This window comes from uncultured Turicimonas sp., assembly GCF_902477955.1.
Classification (GTDB): Bacteria; Pseudomonadota; Gammaproteobacteria; order Burkholderiales; family Burkholderiaceae_F; genus Turicimonas.
Window position 1 is genome coordinate 1 of sequence record NZ_CABSJB010000003.1, and the last position, 26,770, is coordinate 26,770.

Genomic DNA, 26,770 nt, shown 5'->3' on the forward strand with positions numbered 1-26,770 from the left:
CCTACCGACAGGAGAGAAAAATCTAGACGCTTCATCTGAAAAGGTGGGTATTATCTTTGTTTGTACAAGATTACACAACAATTTTGGGCCTACTTTATAACCCCAATATTTTGAGGGCGAGCCGAGAGCTCGCCTTTTTCATTTCTCTTTTGAGGATATGCGACGTATAGAGACATCTCCGGAAGCTTCTCAATATCGTTTGCTCCTGGCGAGCTTCTTTGTACTACCGTTGGTTCCTCTTCCCACTCCGGCACAATGACTTTTGAGAAACACAAATTTCTTCGAAGCCTTCGGACGAAAAAAATCCTGCACCAACCGGAGCGATGCAGGAAAAATGCTCAAATTCCAAGGAGAAAATTATTTAGTAGCTTTATTCTTTGCGACGATATCTTCAACAGCCATTCTTCCGGAGTTGATAGCAAAGGAAGAAGCAGTACCTTCACCAACCTTTAAGTCGTAGGAGTCACCGTATACACCGCCGGCGTCATGACCGATAGCATACAATCCGGGAATCGGACGATCATGCTTATCGAGAACCTGCAAACCTTCATTTACTTTGACACCATTTAAGCTGGTTAATGCATTGATCTTGCCCCTAACAATGTAGAAAGGACCTTGATCAATAGCTCTCAGGTAGTACGGATCCTTACCGAACTGTTCATCTTTGCCTTGCTTTGCAAACTTCGTCATATTGGCAGCTGTCTTCTTGAGAACTTCGGGATCCATGCCGGCTTTCTTCGCGGCCTCTTCAATAGTGTTGCCGATGAAAACATTTCCTAATTTTTCATTGGCTTTCAGTAAGTCATCCAGCTGAGTTGCTGCCTGATGTCTTTGGATGAAGTTGCCGCAAGGATTTGGATAGCCTTTGCCTTTGGTAGAAAATTCTTTCTTTGTGTTTTCATCAAAAACGATGTAGGTATATTCGCCTGTACGGGCAATAGCATTGGATGCTTGCGGCCAGTCGATTGTCAATTCTTCATTGAAGAAACGATTTCCGACCCCGTCAACATACAGCAAACCTTGACGGAACATAGCACGCAATTCTTTATTTGGACCGTTGCAAATAGCCTCACCGGCAGCCGGCATAAATGCACCGTTCATCATCATTGGGCCCATATTGTCTCCGACAGCACCGACTGCCATAGCCATCTTGATACCGTCGCCGGTTCTGCCCGGGGCACCAACCGGAACCATGTCGATACCTGTTAAGTCCTTGACCATTTTTTCGTCAAAGTTGTAGCCGCCTGTAGCAAGGATGACATTGGGTGCATATACAGTTACTTTCTCTTTTTTGGCATTAACGGCTTCAACACCAACAACTTTGCCGTCTTTGACGATTAATTTTTGTGCAGGTGTAGAGGTAAGGAGAGTGCCACCCTTTTCTTTAAAAATTTTGGTCATGGCAGCAGGCAGTGAGCCGGCTTTCGGATAAATGTGCCAGGTCATTTCCGGCTTGTCTCTCCATGCTGTCTTAACTTCCTTCCAATGCACTCCATGGTCATCGACCCACTGAATAGTTTCACCGGATTTGTCAACGAATTTCTTAAGCAAAGGAGCGTTAATTCTCCAATGATGGTATTGAGCCATATTGTTGAAAGCTTCAATCGGAGTAAGTTTTATGCCTTTTGCCTTCTGCAAAGGAGATTCGACAGCGAAAGAACCTTCCATAAAATTACCGGCGCCGCCTGTATAACCGTTCTTTTCTAAAAGAACTGTTTTGAGGCCATTTTCGACTGCGCTAACGGCGGCAACTGTACCGCCTGCACCTGCACCCACAACTACAACGTCTGCATGCAGAGTTTCATCTGCATAAACTTGAAAAGCCAACAGAAGTGCTACAGGGGTGAGAATGAATTTCAGTTTTGTCATGATGTGCTCCTTGATGAACTAGAGTCAGTCTAAGTAAGGGCAATTTTTTGAGAAATATCAATTGATATGCCTCAAATTCTGGTATCTACCAATAGCGCTCAAACCAAGGAACAGGAAAATTAAAAGAAAAAAATCTAAGAACCGAGCCAAATTACAACGTACATGAGGAATGTATGAATTATCAATCACCAGCTTGGCAGGCAGCTTTACAGCGTCCACGTGAAAGAAAGTGGGAGCTTCCTTATGGCGCTGACGAACCGTTAATGCCTTGGATAGCGCCTCCTCTTCCGGAGAATTTAAAGAAGCTTTTCTTATCTATAGGCGCTGAGTATGAAGCACAACCAGGTCAGCTCATTTACAGAGTTGACAATGATCTTAATTCTATGACGTTAATAACGCATGGCATTGCGGGGCGCTCCTTTGGAAATCCTTACAACCAGTCCAAATATGCCATGGCACTTGCCATTCCCGGAAGAATCGCAGGAGGCAATCACACATTTTTCTCACGTCGTCCGGGAAATGGCAGCTATTTTGCAGTCTCTCCGGTAAGGTGCAGGAAGCTCAGAAACGACACCTTAAAGGCGTTAATGAAGGAAGACAAAGACTTCTTGGAGCAAATGTGCGTGCATTTAGAGTGCCTTATTCAGTCAGATAGAATCGGATTGGCAGCCAATATGAGCTTACCTGTCCGGGACAGAATTTTCTTATTTTTCCTTACCTGGAGCTTCGCTTACGGAAGATTGATTGAAATCAACGGTACGGAATATGTCGAATGCGATGTATGCATTAATCAGACCGAAGTTGCAAAAGTGGTAGCAGCAAGCGTCATCCAAGTACGCCGAGAAATTGGACTTCTCAAAGAAAGCAATTTTTATCATAAGGAGAATGACACAATAAGATTCAGATCGGATGCTCTAGACCCGGCGTGGTTGTGGTTATGCGGTAATGAGGAAGGTGGGAACCTGTATCGGCGAAATAAGGACTGGCGTTCTTATCTGACTTAGATATGCAGAGGTTAGAACTCAGGAGAAAAATCTACTGATTTGACTGCTTACGAAACACTAACGGCATAGTTTAGAAAACCTCGGAAGCCTTTACACATTCCGAGGTTTTCCCTTTGCAAGAACCAAGATTAGACGAGTTTGCCGAATACTTCTACGTTATCAATTAAACGAGTAGTACCGATTTTTGCTGCACCCAAGATGACCAGAGGTTCTTTGTTGAGCAAGTCATCTCTTGTCGGAGTGAGCAAGTCTTTCTGACGAGCAACTACGATGTAGTCAGGCTTCCAGCCAGCTTCTTCAAGCCTTTTGACGGCACTGTTTTCTAAGCCGGTGATATCAATAGCTCCAGCTTCGAGGGAGGATTTAACGCCCTGAAGAGTTCTGTACAAATGAGTTGCCTCTTTAAGCTCTTCTGCGTTCAGATAGCGATTGCGGGAAGATAAAGCCAAGCCGGTTTCCGGATTTCTTTGAAGTTCCATCGGAATAATCTTCAATGGCATCCCGAACTGCTTGACCATGCTCTGAATAATCTTTAGCTGCTGATAGTCTTTCTTACCGAAGACAGCGACATTCGGGCGCACGATAGAAAAGAGCTTGTTCACTACGGTTGCAACCCCGTCAAAGAATCCGGGACGATAGTATCCTTCCAAAATTTCAGACAAATTAGGATCCGGTCTGACCATAAAAGTCTGTTTTTCGGGATACATGTCTTTTTCAGAAGGAGCAAAAACAATGTCAACGGCTCCTTGCTTTTCTAATTTCTCTAAGTCTTCTTGGAGAGTGCGTGGGTAGGTATCAAAATCTTCATTAGGACCAAACTGCAGACGGTTAACAAAGATTGAGGCCACTACTGTCGGTGCATGTTTCTTTGCTTCTGCCATCAAGGCCAAATGGCCGTCGTGAAGATTGCCCATAGTCGGAACGAGGGCAATACCGTCCTTACCTCTGAGAGCGTTCTGAAGCTCTTCGATTGTATGTACAACTAACAACTTTTTATCCTTTAAAAAGAATGAGATTGAGTGGGGAAATCTTTAGATTTAACGGCCTTTACGTAATTCTCAACCGCTCCTTGAATAGAACCGGCTCCTTCCATAAAGTTCTTAGAGAATTTGGGTTTTCTTCCGGCATAGATATTGAGAATGTCCTGAAGAACCAGAACTTGTCCGGATGTTCCGGGACCCGCACCAATACCAATGGTAGGAACGTGAAGAAGCTGAGTAACTTCCGCAGCAATGTCAGCGGGAACCATTTCAAAGAGAACCATGGCGGCACCGGCTTCTTGTAAGGCTAAGGCTTCACGTTTGAGTTTTTCTTTACCGCTATCGCTCTTGCCTTGAACAAAAAAACCGCCGATCGTGTTGATTGACTGGGGCGTAAATCCAATATGACCACAGACAGGGACTCCAGCAGCAGTAAGCCTTCTAACAAGCGGACAAATTTCTTCTCCGCCTTCAAGCTTGACCATATTGGCACCTGCTTTGATAAGCCTAATGCAGTTGGCCATCCCCTCTTCTTCATTGACTTGGTAGCTGCCGAAAGGAAGATCCGTCAAAATGAATGCTGTCTTATTTCCCTTGGCGACACAGCGAGTGTGATACTCCATATCTTCGACTGACACCGGAATGGTCGTGGAATTACCTTGCACGGTCATCCCTAAGGAGTCTCCTACCAAAAGCATGTCCACGCCTGCTTCATCCAGCAGATGAGCAAAGGAGGCGTCATAGCAAGTCAACATGACGATAGGTTCGCCGTTTTCATGCATTTTCTTCAGCGTTGAAAGCCTAACCTGCTTTCTTGGTTCTTTTTGATCTGTCATTGTTTCTCCATGGAGTTACAGCCAGTCGCGGGCTTCGAATAATTTTATTATCGATTGATCCTTAACTGAGTCCAAAAATTCTACCGCTTTTCCTTTCCCAGGGATTTCAACGGAAGAATCTACTTCCACTAAAGGAACAAGCACGAATGCTCTTTCGGTCATTCGTGGGTGAGGAAGCTCCAGCTTCGGTGTCGAAGATTCTTCCTTTCCACATAGCAGAAGATCACAATCAATTACGCGCGGAGCATTATGAATGCCCGCAGGCCTTACTCGGCCGAGTTGATTTTCAATATCAAGCAGTCTATCCAAAAGACTTTCGGCTGAAATCTCATCTGAGATCTCAGCCTTCAGCACGGCATTCAAATAATCCGGCCCCGAAGAATCAATAGGAGCCGTTGAATAAAGACCGGAGGCCTCAACAGAGGCCACACCTTCCAGGTCTTTAATCTTTCCAACTGCTTTTCTTAGACTCTCCTTTGGATTTCCAAGGTTGGCCCCTAGGGCTATGTATGCAGTTTTCATTGTTGTTTTTTAGGAGTTGTGAGAAGAACAGATTTTGCTCTTGGTTTTCTTCTAGCCGGTCGCTCCGCCGCCTCTGTATAGCTATTCTGCTTCTGTTCTGCCTGCAGTTTTGCCTGGGACGGAATACTGCGCGGAGTTTCGGGCTTCTTTTCTACCGCCGGCTCTTCGGACTTTCCGGGAGCCGTTCTCTTTGGCTTCTCCGGCTTCTCTCCGCTATTTACCTGCGGAGGCTCTGCCTTAACAACAGGACTTTCAGTTGCATCTGTTGATGCCTGAGGTGCCTCAAGAGAAGAGACAACAGCTGGTTTACGTTTTCTTGTTCTTCTTCTCTTCTTCGGCTCTTCCGATCCGCCTTTTACTTGTCCTTCACGGGAGCGGCTGCGGGTTTGACGTGCTAAATCTTGAAGCATGTCTTTTCTTTCATCGGCCGGAGCTTCTTCAAAAGCCGTCCACCAGTCAGCCAGTTCGTGAGGAACCTCGCCGCAAGATGCACGAATAAGCAGGAAGTCATATGCCGCTCTGAAACGAGGATGCTCAATCAGCTTAAATGCTACGGATGCAGTTCTGCGGTCAAACCTAGGCTGGAGTCTCCAAATATCTTCCATATCGCGGAAGAATCTTCTCTGGACTCCTTTCAGCTGAGAACTTTCCGTTACACGGGCAATAGCCATCTGCCATTGTCTAGGAATCGTCCCATCCGGGACTTCTTTCTTAACTTTTTCAACTTCTTTCTTAACCAAACTCCAGAAGAGAGTTGCAAAAATAAAGCTTTGAGAAATAGGTTTGCCATGAGCTACACGAGCATCAGATTTTTCCATTGCCTTTAGCAAGAAAGGATCGTTTTTTGCACTCAAATATTCCTTAAGCAAAGGAATATTAACGTTAACGCCTTCCTCATCTAACAGGCGCATGCATTCCACGGAAGCACCGCTCATGAGCATCTTCATGATCTCATCGAACAGACGTGGTTCAGGAACAGCCAATAAAAGCTTCTGCATTTCTCGGATAGGCTTTGAAGTTTTCGGATCTATCTTGAATCCTAACTTTGCTCCTATACGAATAGCTCTTAGGATGCGCACCGGATCTTCACGATACCTGAGCTCAGGATCTCCAATCATGCGGATACGTTTTTTCTTGATATCAAGCAACCCGTTATGGTAATCGTAGACCTCTTCTTCGAGAGGGTCGTAATACATCGCGTTAACTGTGAAATCTCGGCGCGCCGCGTCTTCAAACTGTTCACCGAATACGTTATCGTCAATCACTCGGCCTTGACCATCCTTTTCGACTCCGTCCTGCCTTAGTCCGCGGAAAGTTGCGACTTCGATCGTCTCAGCACCGCGGGTAACATGAACTAAACGGAAACGCCTGCCGATAATAATTGCACGGCGGGTAATTTTCTTAATTTGTTCAGGGGTTGCGTCGGTAGCGACGTCAAAATCCTTCGGAGTGTGATCAATCAAAAGATCTCGAACCGCACCTCCGACAATGAAAGCTTTGAATCCAGCGTCTTTAAGTTTTTGACAGACGGAGACGGCAAAAGGGCTAACTTTGTTGATATCAATCTGATGTTCTTCTTTTGTCAGAATTCTAGGCTTACGTCTAATTTTTCGTGTTCCGAATAAATTTTGGACACTTTCAACAATTTCTTGGATCACGGAGTTTTCTCCACTACTTCCTCATAAGATGCTTCTTCAACCTGAAATAAATTCAGGATCTTCCACCCTCTTTGTTTTGCAATTCGAGTTAAAGATTTGTCGGGATTAGTAGCTACAGCCGTTCCGCCGTGTTCAGCGATAAAAGACAACAGCGGGAGATCATTGATAGAGTCAGAATAAAAACTCGAATGCTTCAATGTCTCCAAACCACCTCTATCAGCAACATATTTTTCAACAGCCGTCACCTTCCCTTGCGCGAATGTATGCCAGAGCCATCCTCCGGTAAATTGTCCCTCGGCGTTTTCCTCCGGCTCCGCAGCAATCAAACCGTCTGCGTCAAATAATTTGGCTATCTCCCCAGCAAAAAATCGATAACTCGCAGTAACTATGACAACTTTATCACCTGATTTCTTATGCTTTTGGACTAACTCAACCGCGTTGAGCTTCATGTTGGGTTTAATGTAGGTTTCTATATATTCCTTTCTGTACTCCTCAAGTGCTGCCCGTGGAAAGAGAGAGAGGAGGCGCATCTCAAAATCCATAAACTTATTAATGTCCAAAACGCCGTTGTAGTAGTCCAAATCAAACTGTTTTTGACGATGTTCGAATTCTTGCTTATGAGCACTACACTTAGAAATTAAAAAGTAGGCCCAAAGCCCATTGCTGTCGACCGGAAGTAAGGTGTGGTCTAAATCAAAAAAGGCAAAAGAATTGATAGTCATTTTTAAAAAGATTGATGTGTTTTAGCCAGCCATTCTTTAATTAAAGGAATGGTCAGACGTCTATTTTTTGACAGAGAGTAAGCGTCGAGTTCTTCAAGAAGGCGCGACAAAGTCCGCATGTCTCTGGGAAGATAGGCCGACATCCACTGCATCACTTCCGGGCTTAGCTCCAAACCCTTCGAGTGAGCTCGGTTGATAAATACCTGCTGTTTTTCTTCCTCAGACAAGGGAGCGAGTTCCACAACGGTCCCCCATCCAAGACGGCTTGTAACATCAACCCTCATTCCTTGAGAACGAAGAGCGGAAGGACTTTTATCGCCCGCGACGATCAAGTGTGTCCCGGAATGTGCCCGCACTTGATTAGCAAGTTCAAACAAAGCGGCGAGTTCCTCTTCGCTCAGATCTTGAACGTCGTCAACCACAAAGATTTTCTTTTCAGGGTCAAAAACAGGAACTGTCGGCCCAGGTTTCTCCAATGTGGTAAGGAGATGAGTCTTACCCGTCCCCGATTCTCCAAAAAGATAAACAATCTGCGGACCTCTGCCCTCTGAAAGCTCTTTGACGATGTTAAAAGCTTCGAAATTACTGCCCACAACAAAGGAATCCAGTGTTGGAACCGGAGCAGGAAAAAAGGAAAGAGGCAACTGATCAGTTTTATCCAATTTCGACCTTTATAAACAGAGTTATGACAGCATTCTAGTCGTTATGAGCAACGCTACGAGATTATAAAGAACATTATTCTTTTCAAGAGTTTCGCAGACTTGGTTCTGAAATTTTTGCGTATTCTAGGACAGCTCAAAAGAGGGTAAAGGCAACTGTATTATTCAGCCAAGGGGGTACCATGGTGCGAACATTGTAAAGGAGCTTTTATGTTTATTTTCAATGAAACTCAGTGGCCTCTTGAGGACGCCATCAAAATTGTTAAAGGCAACGGCTCGGCAAAGATTGCCGTTTTTGAAGATCCGAACTGCAGGTTCTGCCAAAGATACGATAAGGAGACCCTAAGCAAGATCAACAACGTTACTATCTACGTTTTCTTGGTGCCATTCCTTAGCGAAGACTCTATGGTTAAGGCTTGTTCCATTTGGAACAGCGTTGACCGTGCAAAAGCTTTTAATGCCTGGATGGTAGAAGGAGTTGAACCTACGGCCAATCCTACAGAACGTGCTGAAATGGTTATGAAACGCAACATTGATCTTATGGAAAGAGTCGGAATTCAGAGCGTCCCGGCAACATTTGTCGCTGACGGTCGCGGTCCGTTCGGCGGAATGCACGCAAGCTCATTAATGCATAAGATGATTCACCTTTAATTCTCAGAGTAGAGCAGTAAAGCAGCTAGCCTCATCATGAAGCCTCAGCTGCTTTTCTTTTTAGTTGAAGCCGTTGCCTGACAGCATAAGTTCTAGCCTCTATAGGTGGGACAGGTAATCATGCTTTTGAGCTTGTCTTCCCAAACATCTTCAAAGAGCCTCTCATTAATGCCTCTAGAAAGGATAGCCTTAGGAACATTCTTCAGATATTCGGAAGTTATACCGGTCTCCTTAACCTTAATGGCTTCCTGGTAGCATACATCTGCACACAGACCACAATTTGAACAAGCTTGAGGAAAAGCGACAAAAACCATACCTTCCTCAACTTTTTTGACTAACAGCGCAGAAGTCGGACACACTGACGCACAAAGCAAACATCCCGAGCAAAGCTCCTTATCGATTACAGGTTCATAAAGAAAAGTCCTCTGATGAGATTTTGAAGATTTTGCCTCCTCTTGGCGACCTTTGCTTCTCTTATAAAGCAAAGGAACCGTTCTTCCTAACCTCTGCTGCTTCTCGGGAATCCTGCGCCAGGGATCATTTGCTATGTCTGTGCTCTCCTCATGCTCTTTTTGGTCGGCGCACTCGGTCCTTTTCAAAAGATTCGTTAAAAAGTGCCTTTTTGAATAATCCACGTCCCATTCATGTTCTTCACACGATATCGTCAATTTTTTGCCGAAAAGTTCAAAAAACTCATCCGCCTCTATCTTCTTCTCGTCAAGCCAAGATGCATTTCGACAGACTTGACACTCCGAACATTTTCCGGTGTGCAACTCAATGGTTTCAACTCCGTATCGAGAAGCTTGAGCCAAATGACTCACATCAATCCTCTGCAAACAATTTACGACGACATTTCCCTGCTGACGGTCAATTCTTCGGCATGAAATTTTGAGAGTTTTACCGCTAGCCTTTCTTCTGATCTCCTCTTCCAACTCCTTATCCGAGATGCCATTGCTTAAATAGCAATCTTGAGGACATGCAGCTATACAGCTTTCGCAGCCGATGCACTTATGTGCGAGAAATCCTACTTGTCCTTCTGCAAGAATCAAGGCATCGCCTGGACAAACATCCAGGCATTTAGTGCAGCGGGAAGAGGCATGGCGTAATCGTAAACATCTTGAACGAATAAAGCTCACCGGCTTAAGAGAATTGTCTGCTTCTCCTAATCGAAGTGCGGAGATCACAGCCTGCGCCGCCTCCTTGCCGTCTTCAATGGCGTTTGTAGCTAATCGTGAACCGGTTCTAAATTCCCCGGCCACAAAAATATTCTTCCCTGCCTCATAGTTGTTTTGAGAATTTTTCGAGATGAATTTTTCCAGCCATTCGGGATAAAGAACCCGGAAACCGTAGGCGCACACTATACGGTCCACCACAAGTTCCTTCGTCTCCGTAGAACTGCCTCTCACATATTGGATGATGAATTGGTCTTGCTTTCTTTGGATATCTAATATTTGACATTGATCCAAAACTTCTACTTTTTCTCTTATTGCCAAAGCAAGATCTTTTTTCGAAGCTTTCAAGGCATGAAGTTCCTTCCGTGCAATCATGAAGGTTCGGGACGCCCCTTGTCCCGCTGATGTCCTGGAACAGTCAACGGCAGTGTCGCCTCCTCCGAGCACAGCTACGCGTTTACCGCCGAAATCTAACGGCTGCGTACCGGTTTCATGGAGTAAAAGGCGATTAACTGAACCTAAGTAATCCATGGCCGGAATAATTTCCGTCGCTGACAAGTCAGCAAACTGCGGTATGACCGGAGCCGATGCACCTAAGGCAAAAATAACGGCATCGTAGTCTTGAGTAAGTGCAATGAAATCTTTTTCTTCTATCGGAACACCCAGCTTAAATCGGATTCCTTGTTTTTCATATAACTTGCGTCTTTTGGCAAGAGACTCCTTCTCCAATTTGAAAAAAGGAATTCCATAAGTAAGCAAACCGCCAATCTCGTGTTCCTTGTCGAAAACCGTCGCATGAACTCCAAAAGAGCACAGAACATCTGCCGCAGCCAACCCGGCAGGGCCGGCGCCAATGATCGCGACCGTCTTTCGTTTCAATTCTCGGGGTTTGGTTACCGAAGTTCTTCTCCAGTTCTTCTTTAGACCCAAATCGCCGCCTAAACTAGTCAGGCGTCCGATTTGAATGGCTCCGCCGTATTCTCTTAAAGGACAAACCGACTCGCATAATTGATCTTGAGGGCAAATTCTTCCGCATACTTCCGGCATACTCCCCGAAGCATTTAAAAGCTTGACCGCTTCTTGAGTTCTGCCCTCGGAAAGCAGCCGTATGTAGTCTCTCAAAGGATTCTTCTGCGGACACTTCTCCTCACATGCGCCGCACTGGATACATCTGGAAGCCTCGGCAACGGCTTCCTTCTCCGAAAACGGCGCAGTTTGATCTAAAACTTGAACCTTTTCTTCCGATGCTATCGACGGTGTTAAAGCTTTTTCTTGAGATTGAGATTTCTCTAAAGTCTTTCCGGCCTTCTTTCCTGAGAAAAGTGGGAAGTGTATGGCATGCGCAGGACAAGCATCTGCACATTTCCCGCATTTAATACACCGTGACAATTCAAGCGATGACGGATTGTGCAGAAGCTGAATTCCTTCGGGACATGCGATTGAACAACGGTTGCAATTAAGTCCGCCTTTTAGCTTGTAACACTCGGAACTAACTTTAGGACGAAAACTACGGTTAAAAATCGAGACAAGAGAAATTAGAGCTCCTATCGGACAAAATTGATGGCACCATTTTCTTAGAAAGAAAATTTCCAGAAACAAAAAGGCAAGGATCAAAAGTAGTGTCCAAGAAGCACTTCCGGTGTAAAAAAAGGACCAAACACCCAAAATGACGCCGAATGTAAGTCCCACCGGACAAATGAGACAGAAAACAGGAAAACCGAAAACAAGTGCACTGCCGAGCGCCGCAAATAAAACGTAAAAAGGTTCCTTAGGGACAGAACGATCCGTGATTTTTGGGGAAGATAAAGCCGCCTCTCCTTTCGGCTCGTCCGATGCCGCGCAGCCTACATTTTTATCTTCTGAGGCTAGTTCCGACTCCTTGGCGCCTTTGGGGTAATCTTTTGAAGTTCTCTTATCCTCCGCACCTAGAACAGAGCGCAAAAGCGGCACCGGGCACATCCAGCCGCAGAATGCTCTTCCGACTATAACCGCAACAACTATAAAAAAGAAAAACGCAAAAAAAACCGAAGGCACAAAAGTTTTAGAGGCTAGAAAAGTCTCTAAGGCGCCGAGAGGACAAATCGCCGCTATCTTGTCAAAGCCAAAAGAAGAAACGGTCCCAAGTCCAAGATTAAAAGTTAGTCCGCCGGCGACTATCACCAAAAACAATAATGCTACGGCTGCACGATATTTACTTGTTTTCATGTGACTCCTCCGTGGATGCCTCCTGAATACTGACTCCTCTCTCGGAGGCATCTCCGAAAGATTGAAGAATGAGAGCCGGACAGACCAAGAAACACTTACCGCATCCATTGCATTTATCTTCATTTATTGAGAGCCGATGCGTCTCACTAATTTCGATAGCGTCGTACGGACATTCTTCATAGCATTTAGTACAGGCACCTGTTCTTAGGGAGATGCAGTGAGAATTTAGTACTGCTGTCCCAATTCTGAAAGTCTCACCTTCGTACGGTTGAAGAGCACCAGTTGGGCAGACATCAATACATTTATTGCAAAAGTCACAGCTTCCTAAATGGAAATCCATCTTGGGGGCTCGTACTGCAAAAATTCCGTCAGCTAAGCTTGCGGGCTGAATAATGCCTTGCGGACAAATGCTCATGCATCGGCCGCACCGAAGGCACTGGGCAAAGAAATCTTTCTTAGATTTATGCCCGGGAGGAAGCAAAATTTCTTGTTCTTTCGAAGCCGCCTTTTCGACAGCTCCCAAAGAAAATAGCAAACCAAAAGACACTCCGGCGGTCAGAAGACCTCGCCTATCAATGCAAAAAGTACTCTTTGGTGCCTTATTTTTGCTGTCTTGTGTTCTGGCCTGCATCTCGTCCTCAATTGTCGTTTAAGAAAAACTCCTTTTCCATCTCTAAAAAGCCCTCGGTCACCAGGGCCACGCCTTTATAAAAATCTGTCGAGGGTACGCCCTGAATGTCTTTTAAGAAATCCGGAGTCCAGTTAAGCAAATGGTTTACTAAAAATGACTGCTGTAAATCAAAGTTAGCTGACAGCTCCGTTTCCTTTCCTTGGGCGGCGAGTTGAGCTGCCTGGCCACAAAGATGCCCCATAAATTCAAGTTCTAAACCGATATGGTCTTCATAGAGATCAGCATCTATTTTTTCAACGCCGTTTGAGCGGTAAATTCGTAAAACTTGCTCGTAGGCATCCTGCATGACCAGACGATCTTTGGAGGTATAGACTGACTCAAAAGGAAAGGCTACAAGGCCTTCAGCAATGCCCGCTCCTAAAAAAACTCTTGCATAATCGACGGCCAAGTCATCAAGCAAATTGGAACTGTCTGCAACGACCGATTTCATCTTCTTAAAGCCGTCTTTGACCTTAGCTGACGGAACTTCAGAAAAATCCAGCACTCTCAGCTGTCCAACTAATTCTTCATCAGCTTCCTTCCTGAATAATCTGCCTAAAAGTTTGTATACGGCAGCTCGTGAATTCATAACTTCTGAAAATTTTTCGTCCATGATTTTTCCTTTTTTGAATAGCTCTTCGGCTATCTCTTAAAAAATTGCCAAGACGCTGTGCCAATTACAAGCAAGATTGTCTGAAAGGATGCGGATCCTATAACTGCCGCCAGCAAACCTACTGCATTGCGGAAAGGAATCTTGCCTAACTTCCTGCAAGCCAACACAGCCGGAACCATTAAACCAATAACGACGACTCCGCACCAAAAAACGACAGCCGGTTCTCCCGTGAGAACTGAAAGCGCGGCTTCTTTTCCGTCGTTAGAACTCGAATACATAATCTGCATTAAATAGCCGCCCAGACAAAGCGCTCCCACCAAACTGAAAATCAGTGCCGGATTGCCAGATTGGAATTCCTTATCAGTCGCACTCTCTGCCGCTGCATAAGCAAAGCCGGCTGCCTCAAGTGCAAAAATAAAAAACAAGGGAACCACTAGCCAGCTGTTTAAAGTTTCGCGCCAGGGCATCACAAAGCTCCGGCCGACTCCGAACAGCAGGCATACAGCGCCTGCCGCCGCAAAAACCGCAAAGAATTTCAGAATTGTCTCTGACGAATCTCTCCAAAATGCGATCAACCAGCAAACGGCTCCGAAACAGAGCAAAAGAGTGCCGATCAATTCGAAAAAGATCCCTGTACCCGGGTGAGCCAGTGCGCCTAGAAACATCTCGGGTCTGCCGAGACTGACAAGACCCATTGCACCGGCCGCGGTTATCAGCAGAACAGCTCCTCCGAATTGAAGGGCACCGATTGTTTCCGTCCGGCCCTTCAACTGGAGAAAAGATGCTGAAAAAACCAAACCCGAGCTCAGACAGGCTAATGCTGCAAAACAAATAAGAATTAAATCCATGCCCATCTGAGCTTCTCCTTACAACATCTTCGGAGGTTTCACCTGCCATTCGCCCGTCTTCTTATGAAGAATGTAGCGAACCGTCGGTTTGTTGCCGACATCAGGCATTGAATGAACGTTTTCGGGTCCGGCAGCCGCAATCGCCTTGGAAACATCGCTTTCAGGATCATCGATATCTCCGAAGAATCGTGCCCCGGCACAGCAGGCTTTAACGCATGCCGGTTTTTCATCGACTTCCTGCAAGTGGCGGCAAAGGGTGCACTTCTCAACCACTTTGCTTTCCGGATTAAATGAACGAGCGCCGTAAGGACATGCTGCGATACACATCTTGCAGCCAATGCACTTCTCTTTGTTCACCAGAATCTGTCCGTCTTCCGTCTTGTAAGTAGCTCCTGTCGGACATACTTTCAAGCAAGGAGCGTCCTTACAGTTTTGACAGACGGTAGGAAGAAAATACTGGTGGATATCCGGATATTTTCCAACAGGTCCGATGGTTAGAACTTTATTGTAGTAAACACCCATCGGAACGTTATTTTCTAATTTACATGCGGCTTCGCATGCATAACATCCAATGCAGCGATCCAAATCAATAACTAAAGTTTTCTGTGCCATTATTTTTTACTCCCATGCTCAGGGTAGGTGGGGACTGAGGTTTCTGAAACATTGTTGGAAGGCATCCAAACTTTGAAATCTTCCGGTTTGCTCCAAACGCCGTCCGGGCCTTTATCGGCTTTAGAAATCTTCACCTGGAATCCTCTCAGGGTATAAGTACCGACTACGTCGTTGAAAGGAGGTGTGTTTTTAGTCAACACGTTCACATTCATTTCCTTCCAGCCTCTTGTCGGCGTATTGAGTGTTTCAGGATTCCAGAATCGTTCCTGATAAACAATTCCTTCCGGAATGCCTTCGGTTACGCGGCATTTAGCTCGAATCTTGCCCCTGTCGTTTTCGACCCAAGTCCAATCACCTTGGGCAACGCCATACTTCTTAGCATCTGCCGGATTGACCCAGATTTCAGGCAGAGGATAGATTTCTCTGGAGATCGGATTGTTTCTGAGCGTACCGTGGTGATACATAGGAAGACGGCCATTGGTCATCACCAAAGGATACTTCTTGGCTATTTCACGATTAGGACTTTCAGAAGGCTCCATGTAGAACGGAAGCGGAGAGTAATCCTTAGAAGCTGCGGGCAGCGGCTTCTTCACATACGGCATTCCCGTGCGTCCTAAATTGATGAAGACCTCGCCATACAATTCCAACTTCTTAGACGGAGTGTGGAAGCCTAACGGAAGATTTGTTTTCGGGTTGATCTTCTTGTAGACGTAGTACTGTGCCCATTTTTCCATCGGCATGTACTGGATCGGGTTCTTTCCTTCTTGGACTTCTTTCCAGGTTACGTTATGACGCTTGAGCTTCGCATCAAGAAGTTCTTCCATTGTCTTCCACAAAGGCAGTTCTGCACCCATGAATTCAGGATCTAATGCTTTCTGACAGCCTTCATGTCCCAATTCTGCGCAGCGGCGCAAGATCCAAGACCAGATTAAGGTTTCATCTACGGTTTCATAGGTGTGAGTAACGGCTTGACGGGCAAAAACGTAGTTCATGCAGTCAATAAGCATATTGGTTTCAAGCCACTCAGTTGTCGGCAGAAGCATATCTGCATAAGTGGAGAAGGAAGTCGGGTACATGTACATATGAACCACAAAATCCAACTTCTTAATTGCCGGTTCCCAAGAAGAGGCGTTGCCGAGAACATTGAACTTATTGCCGGATCTTTCGAGCCAGACTTTAAGCGGATAAGGCTTTTCAGTTAAGATGGCATTCAAAATTGCTGTCGGAGATGCAGCATCCCACTGAAGCAGACCTTTAAACTCGGTACCGCCGAGTCTCTTCAACAACTGTTCATGTGGCAAGCAATGCTGAGCTCTAGGAGCCAAGGAACCGGCCGGTGCCGTTCCGCCGGACGGGAAACGCTGCATCATAGTTCCGGGTTTCTCAACGTAGCCCATTAAACCGTTCAAAATGACGGAACCCATAGCTGCTTCTACGGAGTTCGGGAACTGGTCGGTTGCCACACCTAATGCAATGCCGGAAGGGCCATCAACAAAAATCTTAATTGCTTCTACAATCTTTTCCGGAACAAGCCAGCAAATTTCGGCTGCCTTTTCAATGGTGTAAGGAGCTGCTTGTTCTTTCAGCATTGTGAAGCCGGTCTTGTATTGCTGTCCCTTATATTCAAAAGTTCCTTCTAAGGCCGGAGATAAATTGTCGTCCCAAGGATACGGCATAACTTTCGGGCTTCCGGATTTGGTATCCCAAACTACATAGTCCTTAGGATTTCCTCCTTCAACGATCTCATTAGGACGCAAGAACATTTTTGTCTTGGTATTGACCAGATAAGGCAAGTTAGTCCAATGCATCACGAAATCTTGGTCATACAGCTTGTGCTCGATGATGTAATTGATCCAAGCCAACATCAAGGCGACATCGGTTCCCGGACGAATCGGCAGCCAAACATCGGCCTTAGCAGCATCCGGTGTGAAGCGGGGATCGATAGACACCGATTTGACTCCGCGGGCACGCAGCTCGGCCAATGCTCTTCCGCCGCCTGCAGGACAGCTGTAAGACGGATCAGTTCCCCAGCAAACGAAAGATTTCATCGGAGTATTGGGAACGTAAATTTCTAATGCACTTTCGTCTGCGATAGAGGTAGAAGGACCGCCGTACATAATTCCATAAGCCAAAGTACGCGGAAGGTAGCACTGTGCGCAACCCGGTTCATACCAGTTAGGTGTGCCGAAGATATTGCAGAAACGAGCGATGCTTCGGAAGGCCGGATTTCCGCCGCCTCCGGTGGAGCAGAAAACGCTTTCTGCACCGTATTTTTCACGTGTTTCCATGAGTTTCTTGGCAATGGTGTCGATTGCTTCTTCCCAAGAAATTCTCTTCCATTTGTTTTCGCCTCTTTCTCCGACTCGAATCATCGGATACTTGTTGCGGTTCGGATGGTACAAAGCATTGAGACCGGACAGTCCTTTTGCACACATGGAGCCCTTGGTCATCGGGTATTCAGGATTACCTTCAAGTTTGACGACTCTGCGGTTTCTAACGTGAGCCAGGACACCGCAATTGAAAATACAGGCTCTGCAGTTTGTCTTAATAATCTTGGTTTCATCCTGTTCTGCATTTTTAATTTGAACAGGAGTAGCCTTAGCTTCTTTCAACCCGGAAGACAATGCTCCCAAGGAGAGTGCAGCTGAAGAAAAAGCGGCGGCTTTATTAAAACTTCTTCTGGTTAATTTTGATAATTCCATTGAAATCTCCAAATTAGCTAACTTGCAAAAACAAGTTCAGAGATGAATTAGAAGAAATGGTGCATGCCGGCATATACCTGCCATGCGTTGTAGATGTTCCCGTCATTGGCATAACCATATTCTTTCCAGCCTTTTCCGGAACCTGCGTACCCGGCGGAAGCTTTAAGAACCGTTCTCTTAGAGAGCGGATATTCGTAGGCCACGCCTGTTTGCCAATGATTGACTTTGTCGGTACCGACAGTAATTCTTTCGTCTTTGCCGAACATATAAGCGGCAGCAACTTTGAAGCGACCTCCGGCATAAGGAACAATTGCGGAAAGACCGAATTTATGAGCTTTAAGGTTCTTGTCTTGGGTAACAAAACGATAAGTGAACATCGGAGTCCAGCTTCCGGTGTTGTATTCGATGCCATAGTTCAGGGCATATTTAGCTTGGACAGCAGGATCGACCGATTTGTCTTTTGACTCAACTTCAAATATCAAAGAGGATTTCACTGCCCCTTTTGCATACTTCACGCCGGCGCCGTAATAATGCCAATTGTCTGACCATTTGTTGGTGTCGTCTTTAATGCCGTTTGAATACATCAATCCGATTGTCCAACCATTGAGATTAGGAGAACGGTAAATGATGTTGTTATTGGTACGGAGGAAATTATTCATACAGTTATCCCAGCCGATTAGGCCGTAACCGTTCATGAATGCGTATCCGGTCTGCATGTCATAAGTACCGAGACCTGATCCTAAGGTTGCTGCACGTCCGAAAGCCAGACGGCCTAAGCTTTCGCTCTGAATCCAAAGGACGGATTCACGGGTGAATGCATTAGCTCCATAAGTGGTATTAGCTGTGGCGCCGGTATCCGGTGAAAATCCTTGTTCGAGCGTAAAACCAACGCTGTAGCCGTTTCCTAAATCTTCCTGTCCGCGAAGACCCCAGCGAGAACCTAAGTCAAAAGCACTTTTAAGCTGGACCGTTGTATCTTGATGTTTTGGTTTTTGTACCAATACTCCCTCTTCAATGATGCCGTAGAGAGTAACGTTTGAGGCACAGAAGGCAGCCGAACCGGCGGCAAGGCCTGCAAGGGCGAGAAGGATCTTTTTCATTTTTTCTCCTAAGAAATTGATGCCAATTCGTGCTGTAGAATAAAAATCAGCTGCCGATAAGCACGAACCGGCTGATTTAGAGCAAGGTTTTCCTATTCACAGTACGTCCTGGTAAAACTGACTGTGTTAATAAATCGGCGGCTTTTTATTTGATCTTTTGCGGAAAGAGAACGCTTTCTACAGCTTCAATCTCTTACTTGGGATGAGAAGTAGTTTTTTCATTTTGGGGGACTCTTTTTTGTTTGGGGTGCTTGTATTTTTTCAAAAACAGCTTTTTCTGAAATCGTATTTTTGAAAAGAAGTTTGTAAAATTCACAAACTAGTGAGATAATGATTTTTAACCTTTTAATTCAAATAGTTAAAACAGCTATTCACGAGAAAAAGAAACTAAGTACAAACCCTCTAAAGGTTTTTCCATGAATATTTCGCAAAATCTTGAAGCTTGGGAAGCACTTGTATTAACCGCTAAAACGGGAAATGTCTCGAAAACCGCCCTACTGTTGGATATGGACATCCCCAAGGTTTCCAGACTTATCTCTTCTTTAGAGAAAGAACTGGGCTACGAACTACTGGATAAAAGCAAACGACCTTTCAAGCCTACAAAAAAATGTGAAATTATTGTTTCTCTTGCCGAGCCGATCCTCAAAAGCTTCCGCCAGATGCTGGATTTTTCAAAAGGCGTTGCGTCTAAATGTTTAATCCGCATCGGTTCACCAATTGAGATCATGCAAGAGTTTTATTCTCAGAAACTCTTGGCATACTCTAGGACGCATCCTATGGTCAGTTTTGAAGTGGTTCCCGAAGCCGGGCCTGACGCTCTAATGAATGACGAAGCTGACGTCCTCGTCGTAAATAAAAGATTAATGGATGAAACAAATTTTGTGGTCCGGCCGTTCATGCAAACTTCAACTCCTGTGCTTTGCTCGCCGGAGTATTTAAGACGTTACGGCCTTCCCCGCACTGTGGACGATCTCAAGAAACACACGGGTTTGCTTCTTAAAACCAAAACTCATCTTCTCACCCGATTCCTTTATAAAGGTTCGCAGCAATCTAATCTGCTGCAATGGAAGACTTTGTTTCTCACCCATGATCAGCTCGCCATTAAAAGACTTCTTCTAAACCATCAAGGGATTACGACAGATTTGTATTTCGGGCACGTACTAGAGGAAATCAAAAACGGAGATTTAGTACCCATTCTTCCCGGCTGGGAAAGAGCGCCGTGGATTATGAGCCTGGTCACACGCCGAGACAGAGATCTGGAAAACAGCGAACTGAGAAAATTTGCAGATTGGTGGGCACAATCCGAAGCGGACTCTGCTTTGGACCGAGTGGTCAAAGGAAGAAGAATTATCGAGCAGGCTCAAAGAAATGCCGCCGAGTTGTTTGAATCCTTACCTTTTTCGTAGTTTCGAGTTGTCGCAATTTATTCGAGTCTCCACTTCTTTGAACAGCCGTTCAAAGAAGTATCACAAATTGACGCAGATCTTCCGACGACGGCTCTTGCGTCATACCGGTTCTTGTGCTTCAGTTCTCATTTCGAGAATTGTTAACGTTCAAGGAATTTGACTAAGAGTTACTACGTAGATAAACTTCTCCTCCGCCTCTGGAGAGGTCGGTTTTTTTGACTCTTACTTTAGGAGGCACCTATGTTTGAATCTTGCAGATGGAGCAAGCTCAGCAAAGAGCTGCGGAAGAGAAATGCTGAGGAACCGAAATTCTCGCGTGGGTTTTTCTCTTTATTGAGAAGAAATTTCGGCTCTACTCCAGCCACCATGATCTTTTTAGCTTCTGATAGTAATTTTTTGACTTACAAAGTCGATGAGTCTGTAAAGAACCTCACTTACTTGAAAGACTGAAAAGAATCCATGCATTCGGAATCGGGGCTATCCGAGGAAAAGTTATTTTTCCTCGGATAGCTTGCTAGAATTGCTTAATCTTTTTAGCTTTTTTCTCAATTCCGATGACAAAACCATTATCTTATGCAGACTCCGGTGTTTCTATTGATGCCGGAGACGAACTGGTTGAAAGAATCAAACCTTTAGCCAAGAAGACTTTAATCCCCGGAGTACTCGGCTCTATCGGCGGATTCGGCGCTATGTTTGAAGTCTCAAAGGATTACAAGGAACCCGTCCTTGTAACCGGCACAGACGGCGTCGGTACAAAGCTTAAGCTTGCCTTCCTTCTCAATAAACATGACTCTGTCGGTCAGGATTTGGTCGGCATGAGCGTCAATGACATCCTCGTTCAGGGTGCCAAATCTTTATTCTTCCTTGACTACTTTGCCTGCGGTCACCTCGATGTCGACGTAGCAGAAAAAGTAGTCGGCGGTGTTGCCCGCGGCTGTGAACTTGCCGGTTGTGCTTTAATCGGCGGTGAAACAGCGGAAATGCCGGGAATGTATCCGGAAGGCGAATATGACTTGGCTGGTTTTGCTGTCGGCGTAGTCGATAAAGCAAATATCATTGACGGAAAATCTATTGTTCCGGGCGACGTGGTTCTTGGTTTAACTTCCAGCGGCCCTCACTCCAACGGTTTCTCTCTTATCCGTAAAGTCATTGAAGTCAGCGGTGCTTCTTGGGAAGAAAAAATCGGAGATAAGACTCTTGCCGATGCCGTCATGGAACCGACAAGAATTTATGTCAAACCGGTTCTTTCCGTTATGGAAAAAGTGGAAATTAAAGGAATGGCCCATATCACCGGCGGCGGTTTGTTGGAAAACGTTCCCAGAATTCTTCCGGACAATACACAGGCAGTTATCAAAGCCGGTTCTTGGCCGCGCCCGGAAATCTTCAATTGGCTTCAAGAAAAAGGCAATATCGAAGATCATGAAATGTACCGAGTATTCAATAACGGTATCGGTATGGCCGTAATTGTTGCAGCCGACAAGGCCGAAGAAGCTATGAAGCTTTTCCGCGAGGCCGGTGAAACCGTGTACCGTATCGGTGAAATCGAGGCTCGTCCGGAAGGAGCTCCGGGTTGCGTAGTTAAATAAACCGGTCCTAACTGATTACCGAGCGAGGCTTTGTCCTCGCTCTTTTTCTTGGAAACTCGTCAGCCTCAGTACTTTCCTTTTTGCAACAAAAAAAGTATTTCAATTTGTGACATGCCCTTTTTATTTGTTGTAATTTTTATGTCATGGTTTAACAACCTTGCAAAGGGGAAAAAATGGAATCGATTGTCAACACCGTAAATGCCTGGGTTTGGTCCCCGGCTTTGGTGTATTTATGTTTGGGTGCAGGGTTGTTCTTGTCCTTAAAAGGCGGCTTCCTGCAGCTTCGCCACTTAAAGCATATGTGGCAGCTCTTGTTTCAGCCTAAAGACACCGTCACAGGCGTCTCTTCTTTCCAAGCTCTGTCCATGACACTTGCGGGCCGTGTAGGTACCGGCAACATTGCCGGTGTTGCTACGGCAATTACCTTCGGAGGTCCGGGCGCCGTTTTCTGGATGTGGATGGTTGCCTTCTTAGGCGCTAGCTCGGCCTTTGTAGAATCCACCCTCGGCCAAATCTACAAGGAAAAAATTAACGGTGAATACCGTGGCGGTCCCGCCTTCTATATCGAACGGGGTCTCGGCGTTAAGTGGTTTGCTTGGTTATTTGCTATCGTCACAATCTTCGCCACCGGTCTTTTCCTTCCCGGCGTTCAATCCAACGCAATTGCCGTCAGTATGGAAAACGCTTTCGGCATTACTCCGGCAATTTCCGCTGCTGTCGTTGCAGCACTCCTTAGCTTCATTATCTTCGGCGGTGTAAAACGCATTGCCGCCTTCACTGCCCTGGTTGTTCCTTTCATGGCTCAAGCCTATGTGATTGTGGCTTTAGTTATTGTCTTCATGCATGTGGATATGCTTGCAGACATCCTGAAGCTTATCGTCAGCAGTGCTTTCGGCATGGATGCAGGTTTCGGTGCCATCCTCGGTATGGCCGTCTCCTGGGGTGTCAAGCGCGGCATCTATTCTAATGAAGCCGGTCAGGGCACAGGTCCTCACGCATCTAGTGCAGCCTCTGTGAGCCATCCCGTTAAACAAGGTTTAGTTCAGGCCTTCTCCGTTTACGTAGATACATTGCTTGTCTGCTCTGCAACCGCTTTCATGATTTTGATTACCGGAAGCTACAACGTCGTCGGCCCGGACAATAATCATATTTTCGAGGGTTTAAAAAACGTAGCGACCGGACCTGCCTACACTCAAGCTGCCGTTGAAAGCTTAATGCCGGGCTTTGGACAGGCTTTCGTTGCTGTCGCTTTGTTCTTCTTTGCCTTCACTACAATCCTGGCTTACTTCTATATCGCAGAAACAAACGTTGCATACTTGAATAGAAAGCTCAAGATGCCGACCCTTTACTTCCTTCTTAAGTTCTTATTCTTGTGCGCTACGGTTTTCGGCGCCATCAAAACTGCAGAACTGGCATGGGCAATCGGCGATATCGGTGTAGGTTTAATGGCTTGGCTTAACGTCATTGCTATTCTTCTTATGCACAAACAAGCCTTTGTCAGTCTCAAGGATTACGAAAAACAAAAGTCAATTGGTTTAGACCCTGTTTTCCATCCGGAAGCTTTAGGTATTAAAAATGCCACTTATTGGACCGGAGGCAGAGCCGAAGAAATCCGTGATAGAGAAAGAAGAAAACTCGAACAAGGTTCGCGAGAAGACTTGGAAGGCAACGTGTTAAACGTTTAATTCTTCTGCTCAAGAAAGCGGCCGCATAAGCGGTCGTTTTCTTTTCGTGGCCAGTCCAAGCCAAGATTTGACGTTTGTTTGGCTTTGACCTTGCTTGTATACTTAGTCTTATTAGCCATAACCAACGTCCCATCTGCCAGTAGTTAGGCAGAGAATGACTACAACCTAATTAAAGAATCATGAAACTTTCACAACTTTCCGCTTTACTCTTATTAGCTGTTTCTGCGCCGTCCATGGCTTTGGTGACAACCGCTAACCGCTATGACGTAAGCAACATCAACCAAGATATCATTGAATCTCGTTTATCCATGTCCGGCCCTCTGTTCAACGGCTGGAATGTTCAATACAAGCAAGGAGATCCTTGGTTAGAAGGCTTTGGTTATACCCATCGAATCAGCCACGAAGACATGAGAAATAAAGGTGCCGGGCTTGTTCTCGGTTACGACCATGTCATTGCTGACAGCTTCCGCCTCGGCCTTTCAATTAATGGCGGAGCCGGCAAGCTAAAACGTACTGGAGAGGATGAGGAAAAATTAGATTCTCACTGGGGAGGCGTTAACCTTTACTCCACTTGGAAAGGACAAAGAGTAAACGTCATTGCAAACCTGGGCTACCTCTATAGCAAAGATAAACCTGATTTCAGCCATGTCAAAGGATCCGCCATTAACGCCGGCATCCGCTTTGAAACCAGCTTCGTTGCCGGGGGCATTAGCTGGGTTCCTTACTATAGCGTCCGCTTCACTCATCTCAAAAACGACAATTACACAGACGTTGAGGGAGATACTGTCCACCTCGGAGATCAAAACATTTGGCAATTCCCGGTTGGCGTGAATGCAGGCTATGAATTTACTTGCGGTGGCGGCTGGAGAACCAGAACGATGTTAGATTTGGCTGTCATTCCTACTGCCGGTAAGAGAAAAGTAAATGTTAGTGTTGAAGATGATTTCTACAGCTCAAGATTTGCAGACTCTATTTCTTTCCGAGGCAAATTCGGAATTGAGACTACTAAAGGTCAGCATGCATTCGGGTTGACCTACGGTGCAGGTGCGGCTCCGCACGGCAGCTTCAGACAAGACTTGATGGTTAACTATCAATTCATGTACTAAAGCTAAAAAGGGCTGAGGCACCTGCCTCAGTCCTTTTCTCCGATAAGAACAATAAACACCTCTTCTCTAAACAATCTGTATGAACAAAAACGGCTGGATAATCCCGCTTATTGTCTTAACGGCATCGGGTTTCTTGATGGAACTATCTTTTACGATGGTCACACCGTTTTTGCCTCTCTATCTTGTTCAAGACCTTAAGGTTGCTCCGGATGATGTCAATCTTTGGTCCGGAGCGGTCTTTTCCGTCACCTTCTTTATCAGCGGACTGTTAGGTCCGGTCTGGGGAGTTATTGCAGACAGAAAAAGCCGTAAATTAATGGCTTTGCGGGCGTCCGTTTGTTTGGCTATAAGTTATACGCTTTGCGGCCTCGTCAGCACTGTCGAAGGACTGTTTGCTGCGAGAGTTTTTCAAGGCCTGTCCGCCGGTCTCTATCCTGCACTTCTTGCTCTTGTGGCCACCACAATGCCGAACAATAAAATCGGATTGAGTATGGGCTTGCTTCAAGGAGGAATGACAATCGGAGGAATCGGAGGTCCATTCATCGGGGGCGTTCTTTCCACTCAATTCGGCATGCGGAATTCTTTTTATATTGCCGGAGTGGCATTAGCCATTATTACTGTTTTAATTTTCTTTTACTGTAAAGAAGGAAAACACGAACCCATCAAAGAGAAAAAGCCATTTTTTGATTTTTCCGTGCTTAAGTCTCCTGCCATCATGCAGATGCTGATAGGCTCGGCTGTCATTTATGCGGCGTTGTTTTCTCTTCAGCCGATTTTCCCGCTCTATATCGCTGAACTTCAAGGAAGCATGGATAACATTACACTCGTGGCCGGAACCGTTTTTTCGATCAGCGGAATCTCCGTCATGATTGCTTCTCCTTTATTAGGAGCCGCCGGCCAGAAGTTCGGTTTTATGAAAGTTCTCCTCATCTGTCTTGTGCTTTCTGCTGCAGTTATTGCTCTTCAGGTGGTTCCGGACAGCGTAGAAGGCTTGACCTTCTGGAGATTCTTAGGCGGTTTTGCAGTTGCAGGTTTAATTCCTACCGTTAATGCTATTCTGTCCCAAGTCTGCCCTCCGGAAGAAAAAGGCCAGATTTACGGATTCAATTTCTTGACCGGACACGTTGGAATGGCGCTTGGTCCGCTAATTGCTGCTTGGGGTGCCGGAGTTTGCGGGTACGCTTTCGTTATCGCCGCTTCCGGACTTATTCTCCTTCCCTACGCAGCCTGGTTAATTCTCTGCAATCGAAAAGCCATTAACTAGCAGCAAGACGGCACGCTTCTAAGAAAGTATTTTCGTTTTCCTGTGAAGTACCATTTAGCAAAGTTACGTCTTTCATTGACCTTAGCCAGGTGATTTGGCGTTTAGCTAACTGACGGGTAGCTGCGATCCCTGCTTCTTTAAATTCATCGAAGCTTGTCAGTCCGTCAAGATAATCCCACGCTTGACGGTAGCCGACGCAGCGTATGCTGGAATGATCTTTTGTTAGGCCCGGTATTTCTTTCAAGCTTCTAACCTCATCAAGAAACCCGTTTTCCAACATCTGTTCAAAGCGAAGCGCTATTCTTTGATGAAGTTCTTTTCTGTCTTCAGGAAAGAGAGCGAAGGTCGGGATATTTAACTCCGTTCCTTTTACTTCTCCAAAAAAAGAAGTCAACGGACGCCCGGATAACTCATAGACCTCCATGGCCCTCGAAATTCTTTGTGTATCGTTTGGAGATAAGCGCTGGGCTGAGTCCGGATCGACTTTTTTAAGCTCCTCATATAGGAAAGGAAGGCCTTTTTCTTTGAGCAGATTAGCGATCTTCTCCCTTACTTCCGGTGTGCTCGTCGGTAATTCCGACAAACCTTCCCTCAGTGCTTTAGCGTAGAGCATTGTTCCGCCCACTATTATCGGCAGACGTCCTCTGGCTCTTATTTCTTTTACCAGTCTTTCGCAGTCGGAAACAAAACTTGCAGTCGAGTATGCCTCCGTAGGCTCAATAATATCGATGAGGTGATGAGGAACTTGTTCCAGCTCTTCTTTTGTGGGCTTTGCGGTTCCAATATTCATTTTTTTATAGACCAGTGCCGAGTCAATAGAAATAATTTCGCAAGGCACTATCTTGGCTGCCTTTAACGCAAGTGCAGTCTTTCCGCTGGCTGTCGGCCCGAGAAGCATCA

23 protein-coding genes are annotated in these 26,770 nt (G+C 45.7%); 8 read left to right on the forward strand and 15 right to left on the reverse strand.

The window, feature by feature from the left end; translation table 11 throughout:
* Positions 1-357: 357 nt before the first annotated feature.
* The gene (locus RDK53_RS01585; RefSeq protein WP_308512974.1) at positions 358-1,869 is read right to left on the reverse strand and encodes an FAD-dependent oxidoreductase; all 1,512 of its coding nucleotides are present in this window, start codon (positions 1,867-1,869) and stop codon (positions 358-360) included.
* 173 nt (positions 1,870-2,042) lie between these two features.
* Here RDK53_RS01585 and RDK53_RS01590 point away from each other — a divergent pair, with 173 nt between their 5' ends.
* Positions 2,043-2,873 carry a hypothetical protein gene (locus tag RDK53_RS01590; protein WP_308512975.1) on the forward strand — a complete coding sequence of 277 codons (831 nt, stop codon included), beginning with the start codon at positions 2,043-2,045 and terminating at the stop codon, positions 2,871-2,873.
* A 128-nt stretch (positions 2,874-3,001) separates the two neighbouring features.
* On the opposite strand, the gene panC is transcribed toward RDK53_RS01590, so the two are convergent.
* The 6 genes from panC to RDK53_RS01620 are packed head-to-tail and all read right to left on the reverse strand — an operon-like array spanning position 3,002 to position 8,253.
* A complete protein-coding gene (gene panC / locus RDK53_RS01595; protein ID WP_308512976.1) occupies positions 3,002-3,862 on the reverse strand; it encodes a pantoate--beta-alanine ligase in 861 nt (286 codons plus the stop codon).
* An 11-nt stretch (positions 3,863-3,873) separates the two neighbouring features.
* The gene (gene panB / locus RDK53_RS01600; protein ID WP_308512977.1) at positions 3,874-4,689 is read right to left on the reverse strand and encodes a 3-methyl-2-oxobutanoate hydroxymethyltransferase; all 816 of its coding nucleotides are present in this window, start codon (positions 4,687-4,689) and stop codon (positions 3,874-3,876) included.
* A 15-nt stretch (positions 4,690-4,704) separates the two neighbouring features.
* The gene (gene folK / locus RDK53_RS01605) at positions 4,705-5,211 is read right to left on the reverse strand and encodes a 2-amino-4-hydroxy-6-hydroxymethyldihydropteridine diphosphokinase (protein ID WP_308512978.1); all 507 of its coding nucleotides are present in this window, start codon (positions 5,209-5,211) and stop codon (positions 4,705-4,707) included.
* Complete coding sequence (gene pcnB, locus RDK53_RS01610; RefSeq protein ID WP_308512979.1) at positions 5,208-6,869, reverse strand: polynucleotide adenylyltransferase PcnB; 1,662 nt, start codon at positions 6,867-6,869, stop codon at positions 5,208-5,210. Before pcnB ends, folK begins: the two co-directional genes overlap by 4 nt.
* Positions 6,866-7,591, reverse strand: a complete 726-nt coding sequence (locus tag RDK53_RS01615) for an HAD-IB family hydrolase (protein WP_308512980.1) — start codon at positions 7,589-7,591, stop codon at positions 6,866-6,868. Before RDK53_RS01615 ends, pcnB begins: the two co-directional genes overlap by 4 nt.
* A 2-nt stretch (positions 7,592-7,593) precedes the next feature.
* A complete protein-coding gene (locus RDK53_RS01620) occupies positions 7,594-8,253 on the reverse strand; it encodes a DnaA ATPase domain-containing protein (RefSeq protein ID WP_308512981.1) in 660 nt (219 codons plus the stop codon).
* Positions 8,254-8,460: 207 nt separating this feature from the next.
* Between RDK53_RS01620 and RDK53_RS01625 the strand changes: the two genes are divergently transcribed.
* A complete protein-coding gene (locus RDK53_RS01625; RefSeq protein WP_308512982.1) occupies positions 8,461-8,901 on the forward strand; it encodes a DsbC family protein in 441 nt (146 codons plus the stop codon).
* Between the two features lie 92 nt (positions 8,902-8,993).
* Here the strand turns inward: RDK53_RS01625 and RDK53_RS01630 are convergent, their stop codons facing one another.
* From RDK53_RS01630 to RDK53_RS01660, 7 genes are read right to left on the reverse strand one after another with little or no spacing between them, the layout of a single operon-like run.
* Entirely contained in the window at positions 8,994-12,278 is a 3,285-nt protein-coding gene (locus RDK53_RS01630) for a 4Fe-4S binding protein (RefSeq protein WP_308512983.1), read from the reverse strand.
* Positions 12,265-12,909, reverse strand: a complete 645-nt coding sequence (locus RDK53_RS01635) for a 4Fe-4S dicluster domain-containing protein (RefSeq protein WP_308512984.1) — start codon at positions 12,907-12,909, stop codon at positions 12,265-12,267. Before RDK53_RS01635 ends, RDK53_RS01630 begins: the two co-directional genes overlap by 14 nt.
* Before the next feature lie 7 nt (positions 12,910-12,916).
* A complete protein-coding gene (locus RDK53_RS01640) occupies positions 12,917-13,561 on the reverse strand; it encodes a molecular chaperone TorD family protein (protein WP_308512985.1) in 645 nt (214 codons plus the stop codon).
* 29 nt (positions 13,562-13,590) lie between these two features.
* Positions 13,591-14,409 (reverse strand): hypothetical protein, encoded by an 819-nt coding sequence (locus RDK53_RS01645; RefSeq protein ID WP_308512986.1) that lies wholly within the window; start codon positions 14,407-14,409, stop codon positions 13,591-13,593.
* An 18-nt stretch (positions 14,410-14,427) separates the two neighbouring features.
* Entirely contained in the window at positions 14,428-15,021 is a 594-nt protein-coding gene (locus tag RDK53_RS01650) for a 4Fe-4S dicluster domain-containing protein (protein WP_066593710.1), read from the reverse strand.
* Positions 15,021-17,723 carry a molybdopterin-dependent oxidoreductase gene (locus RDK53_RS01655; protein ID WP_308512987.1) on the reverse strand — a complete coding sequence of 901 codons (2,703 nt, stop codon included), beginning with the start codon at positions 17,721-17,723 and terminating at the stop codon, positions 15,021-15,023. The genes RDK53_RS01650 and RDK53_RS01655 overlap by 1 nt, the downstream gene beginning before the upstream one ends.
* 47 nt (positions 17,724-17,770) lie before the next feature.
* The gene (locus RDK53_RS01660; protein ID WP_308512988.1) at positions 17,771-18,823 is read right to left on the reverse strand and encodes a porin; all 1,053 of its coding nucleotides are present in this window, start codon (positions 18,821-18,823) and stop codon (positions 17,771-17,773) included.
* A gap of 416 nt (positions 18,824-19,239) precedes the next feature.
* Between RDK53_RS01660 and RDK53_RS01665 the strand changes: the two genes are divergently transcribed.
* From RDK53_RS01665 to RDK53_RS01690, 6 genes are all read left to right on the forward strand, one after another.
* Entirely contained in the window at positions 19,240-20,229 is a 990-nt protein-coding gene (locus RDK53_RS01665) for a LysR family transcriptional regulator (protein WP_308512989.1), read from the forward strand.
* A gap of 240 nt (positions 20,230-20,469) precedes the next feature.
* The gene (locus tag RDK53_RS01670; protein WP_066593721.1) at positions 20,470-20,679 is read left to right on the forward strand and encodes a hypothetical protein; all 210 of its coding nucleotides are present in this window, start codon (positions 20,470-20,472) and stop codon (positions 20,677-20,679) included.
* Positions 20,680-20,783: 104 nt separating this feature from the next.
* Complete coding sequence (gene purM / locus RDK53_RS01675) at positions 20,784-21,815, forward strand: phosphoribosylformylglycinamidine cyclo-ligase (RefSeq protein ID WP_308512990.1); 1,032 nt, start codon at positions 20,784-20,786, stop codon at positions 21,813-21,815.
* Positions 21,816-21,988: 173 nt separating this feature from the next.
* Positions 21,989-23,500 (forward strand): alanine/glycine:cation symporter family protein, encoded by a 1,512-nt coding sequence (locus RDK53_RS01680; RefSeq protein ID WP_308512991.1) that lies wholly within the window; start codon positions 21,989-21,991, stop codon positions 23,498-23,500.
* A 179-nt stretch (positions 23,501-23,679) separates the two neighbouring features.
* Complete coding sequence (locus tag RDK53_RS01685; RefSeq protein WP_308512992.1) at positions 23,680-24,606, forward strand: autotransporter outer membrane beta-barrel domain-containing protein; 927 nt, start codon at positions 23,680-23,682, stop codon at positions 24,604-24,606.
* A gap of 79 nt (positions 24,607-24,685) precedes the next feature.
* Positions 24,686-25,870, forward strand: a complete 1,185-nt coding sequence (locus RDK53_RS01690; RefSeq protein WP_308512993.1) for an MFS transporter — start codon at positions 24,686-24,688, stop codon at positions 25,868-25,870.
* Here RDK53_RS01690 and miaA read toward each other — a convergent pair.
* A complete protein-coding gene (miaA, locus tag RDK53_RS01695; protein ID WP_374041551.1) occupies positions 25,863-26,768 on the reverse strand; it encodes a tRNA (adenosine(37)-N6)-dimethylallyltransferase MiaA in 906 nt (301 codons plus the stop codon). The genes RDK53_RS01690 and miaA overlap by 8 nt on opposite strands.
* Between the last annotated feature and the right edge of the window lie 2 nt (positions 26,769-26,770).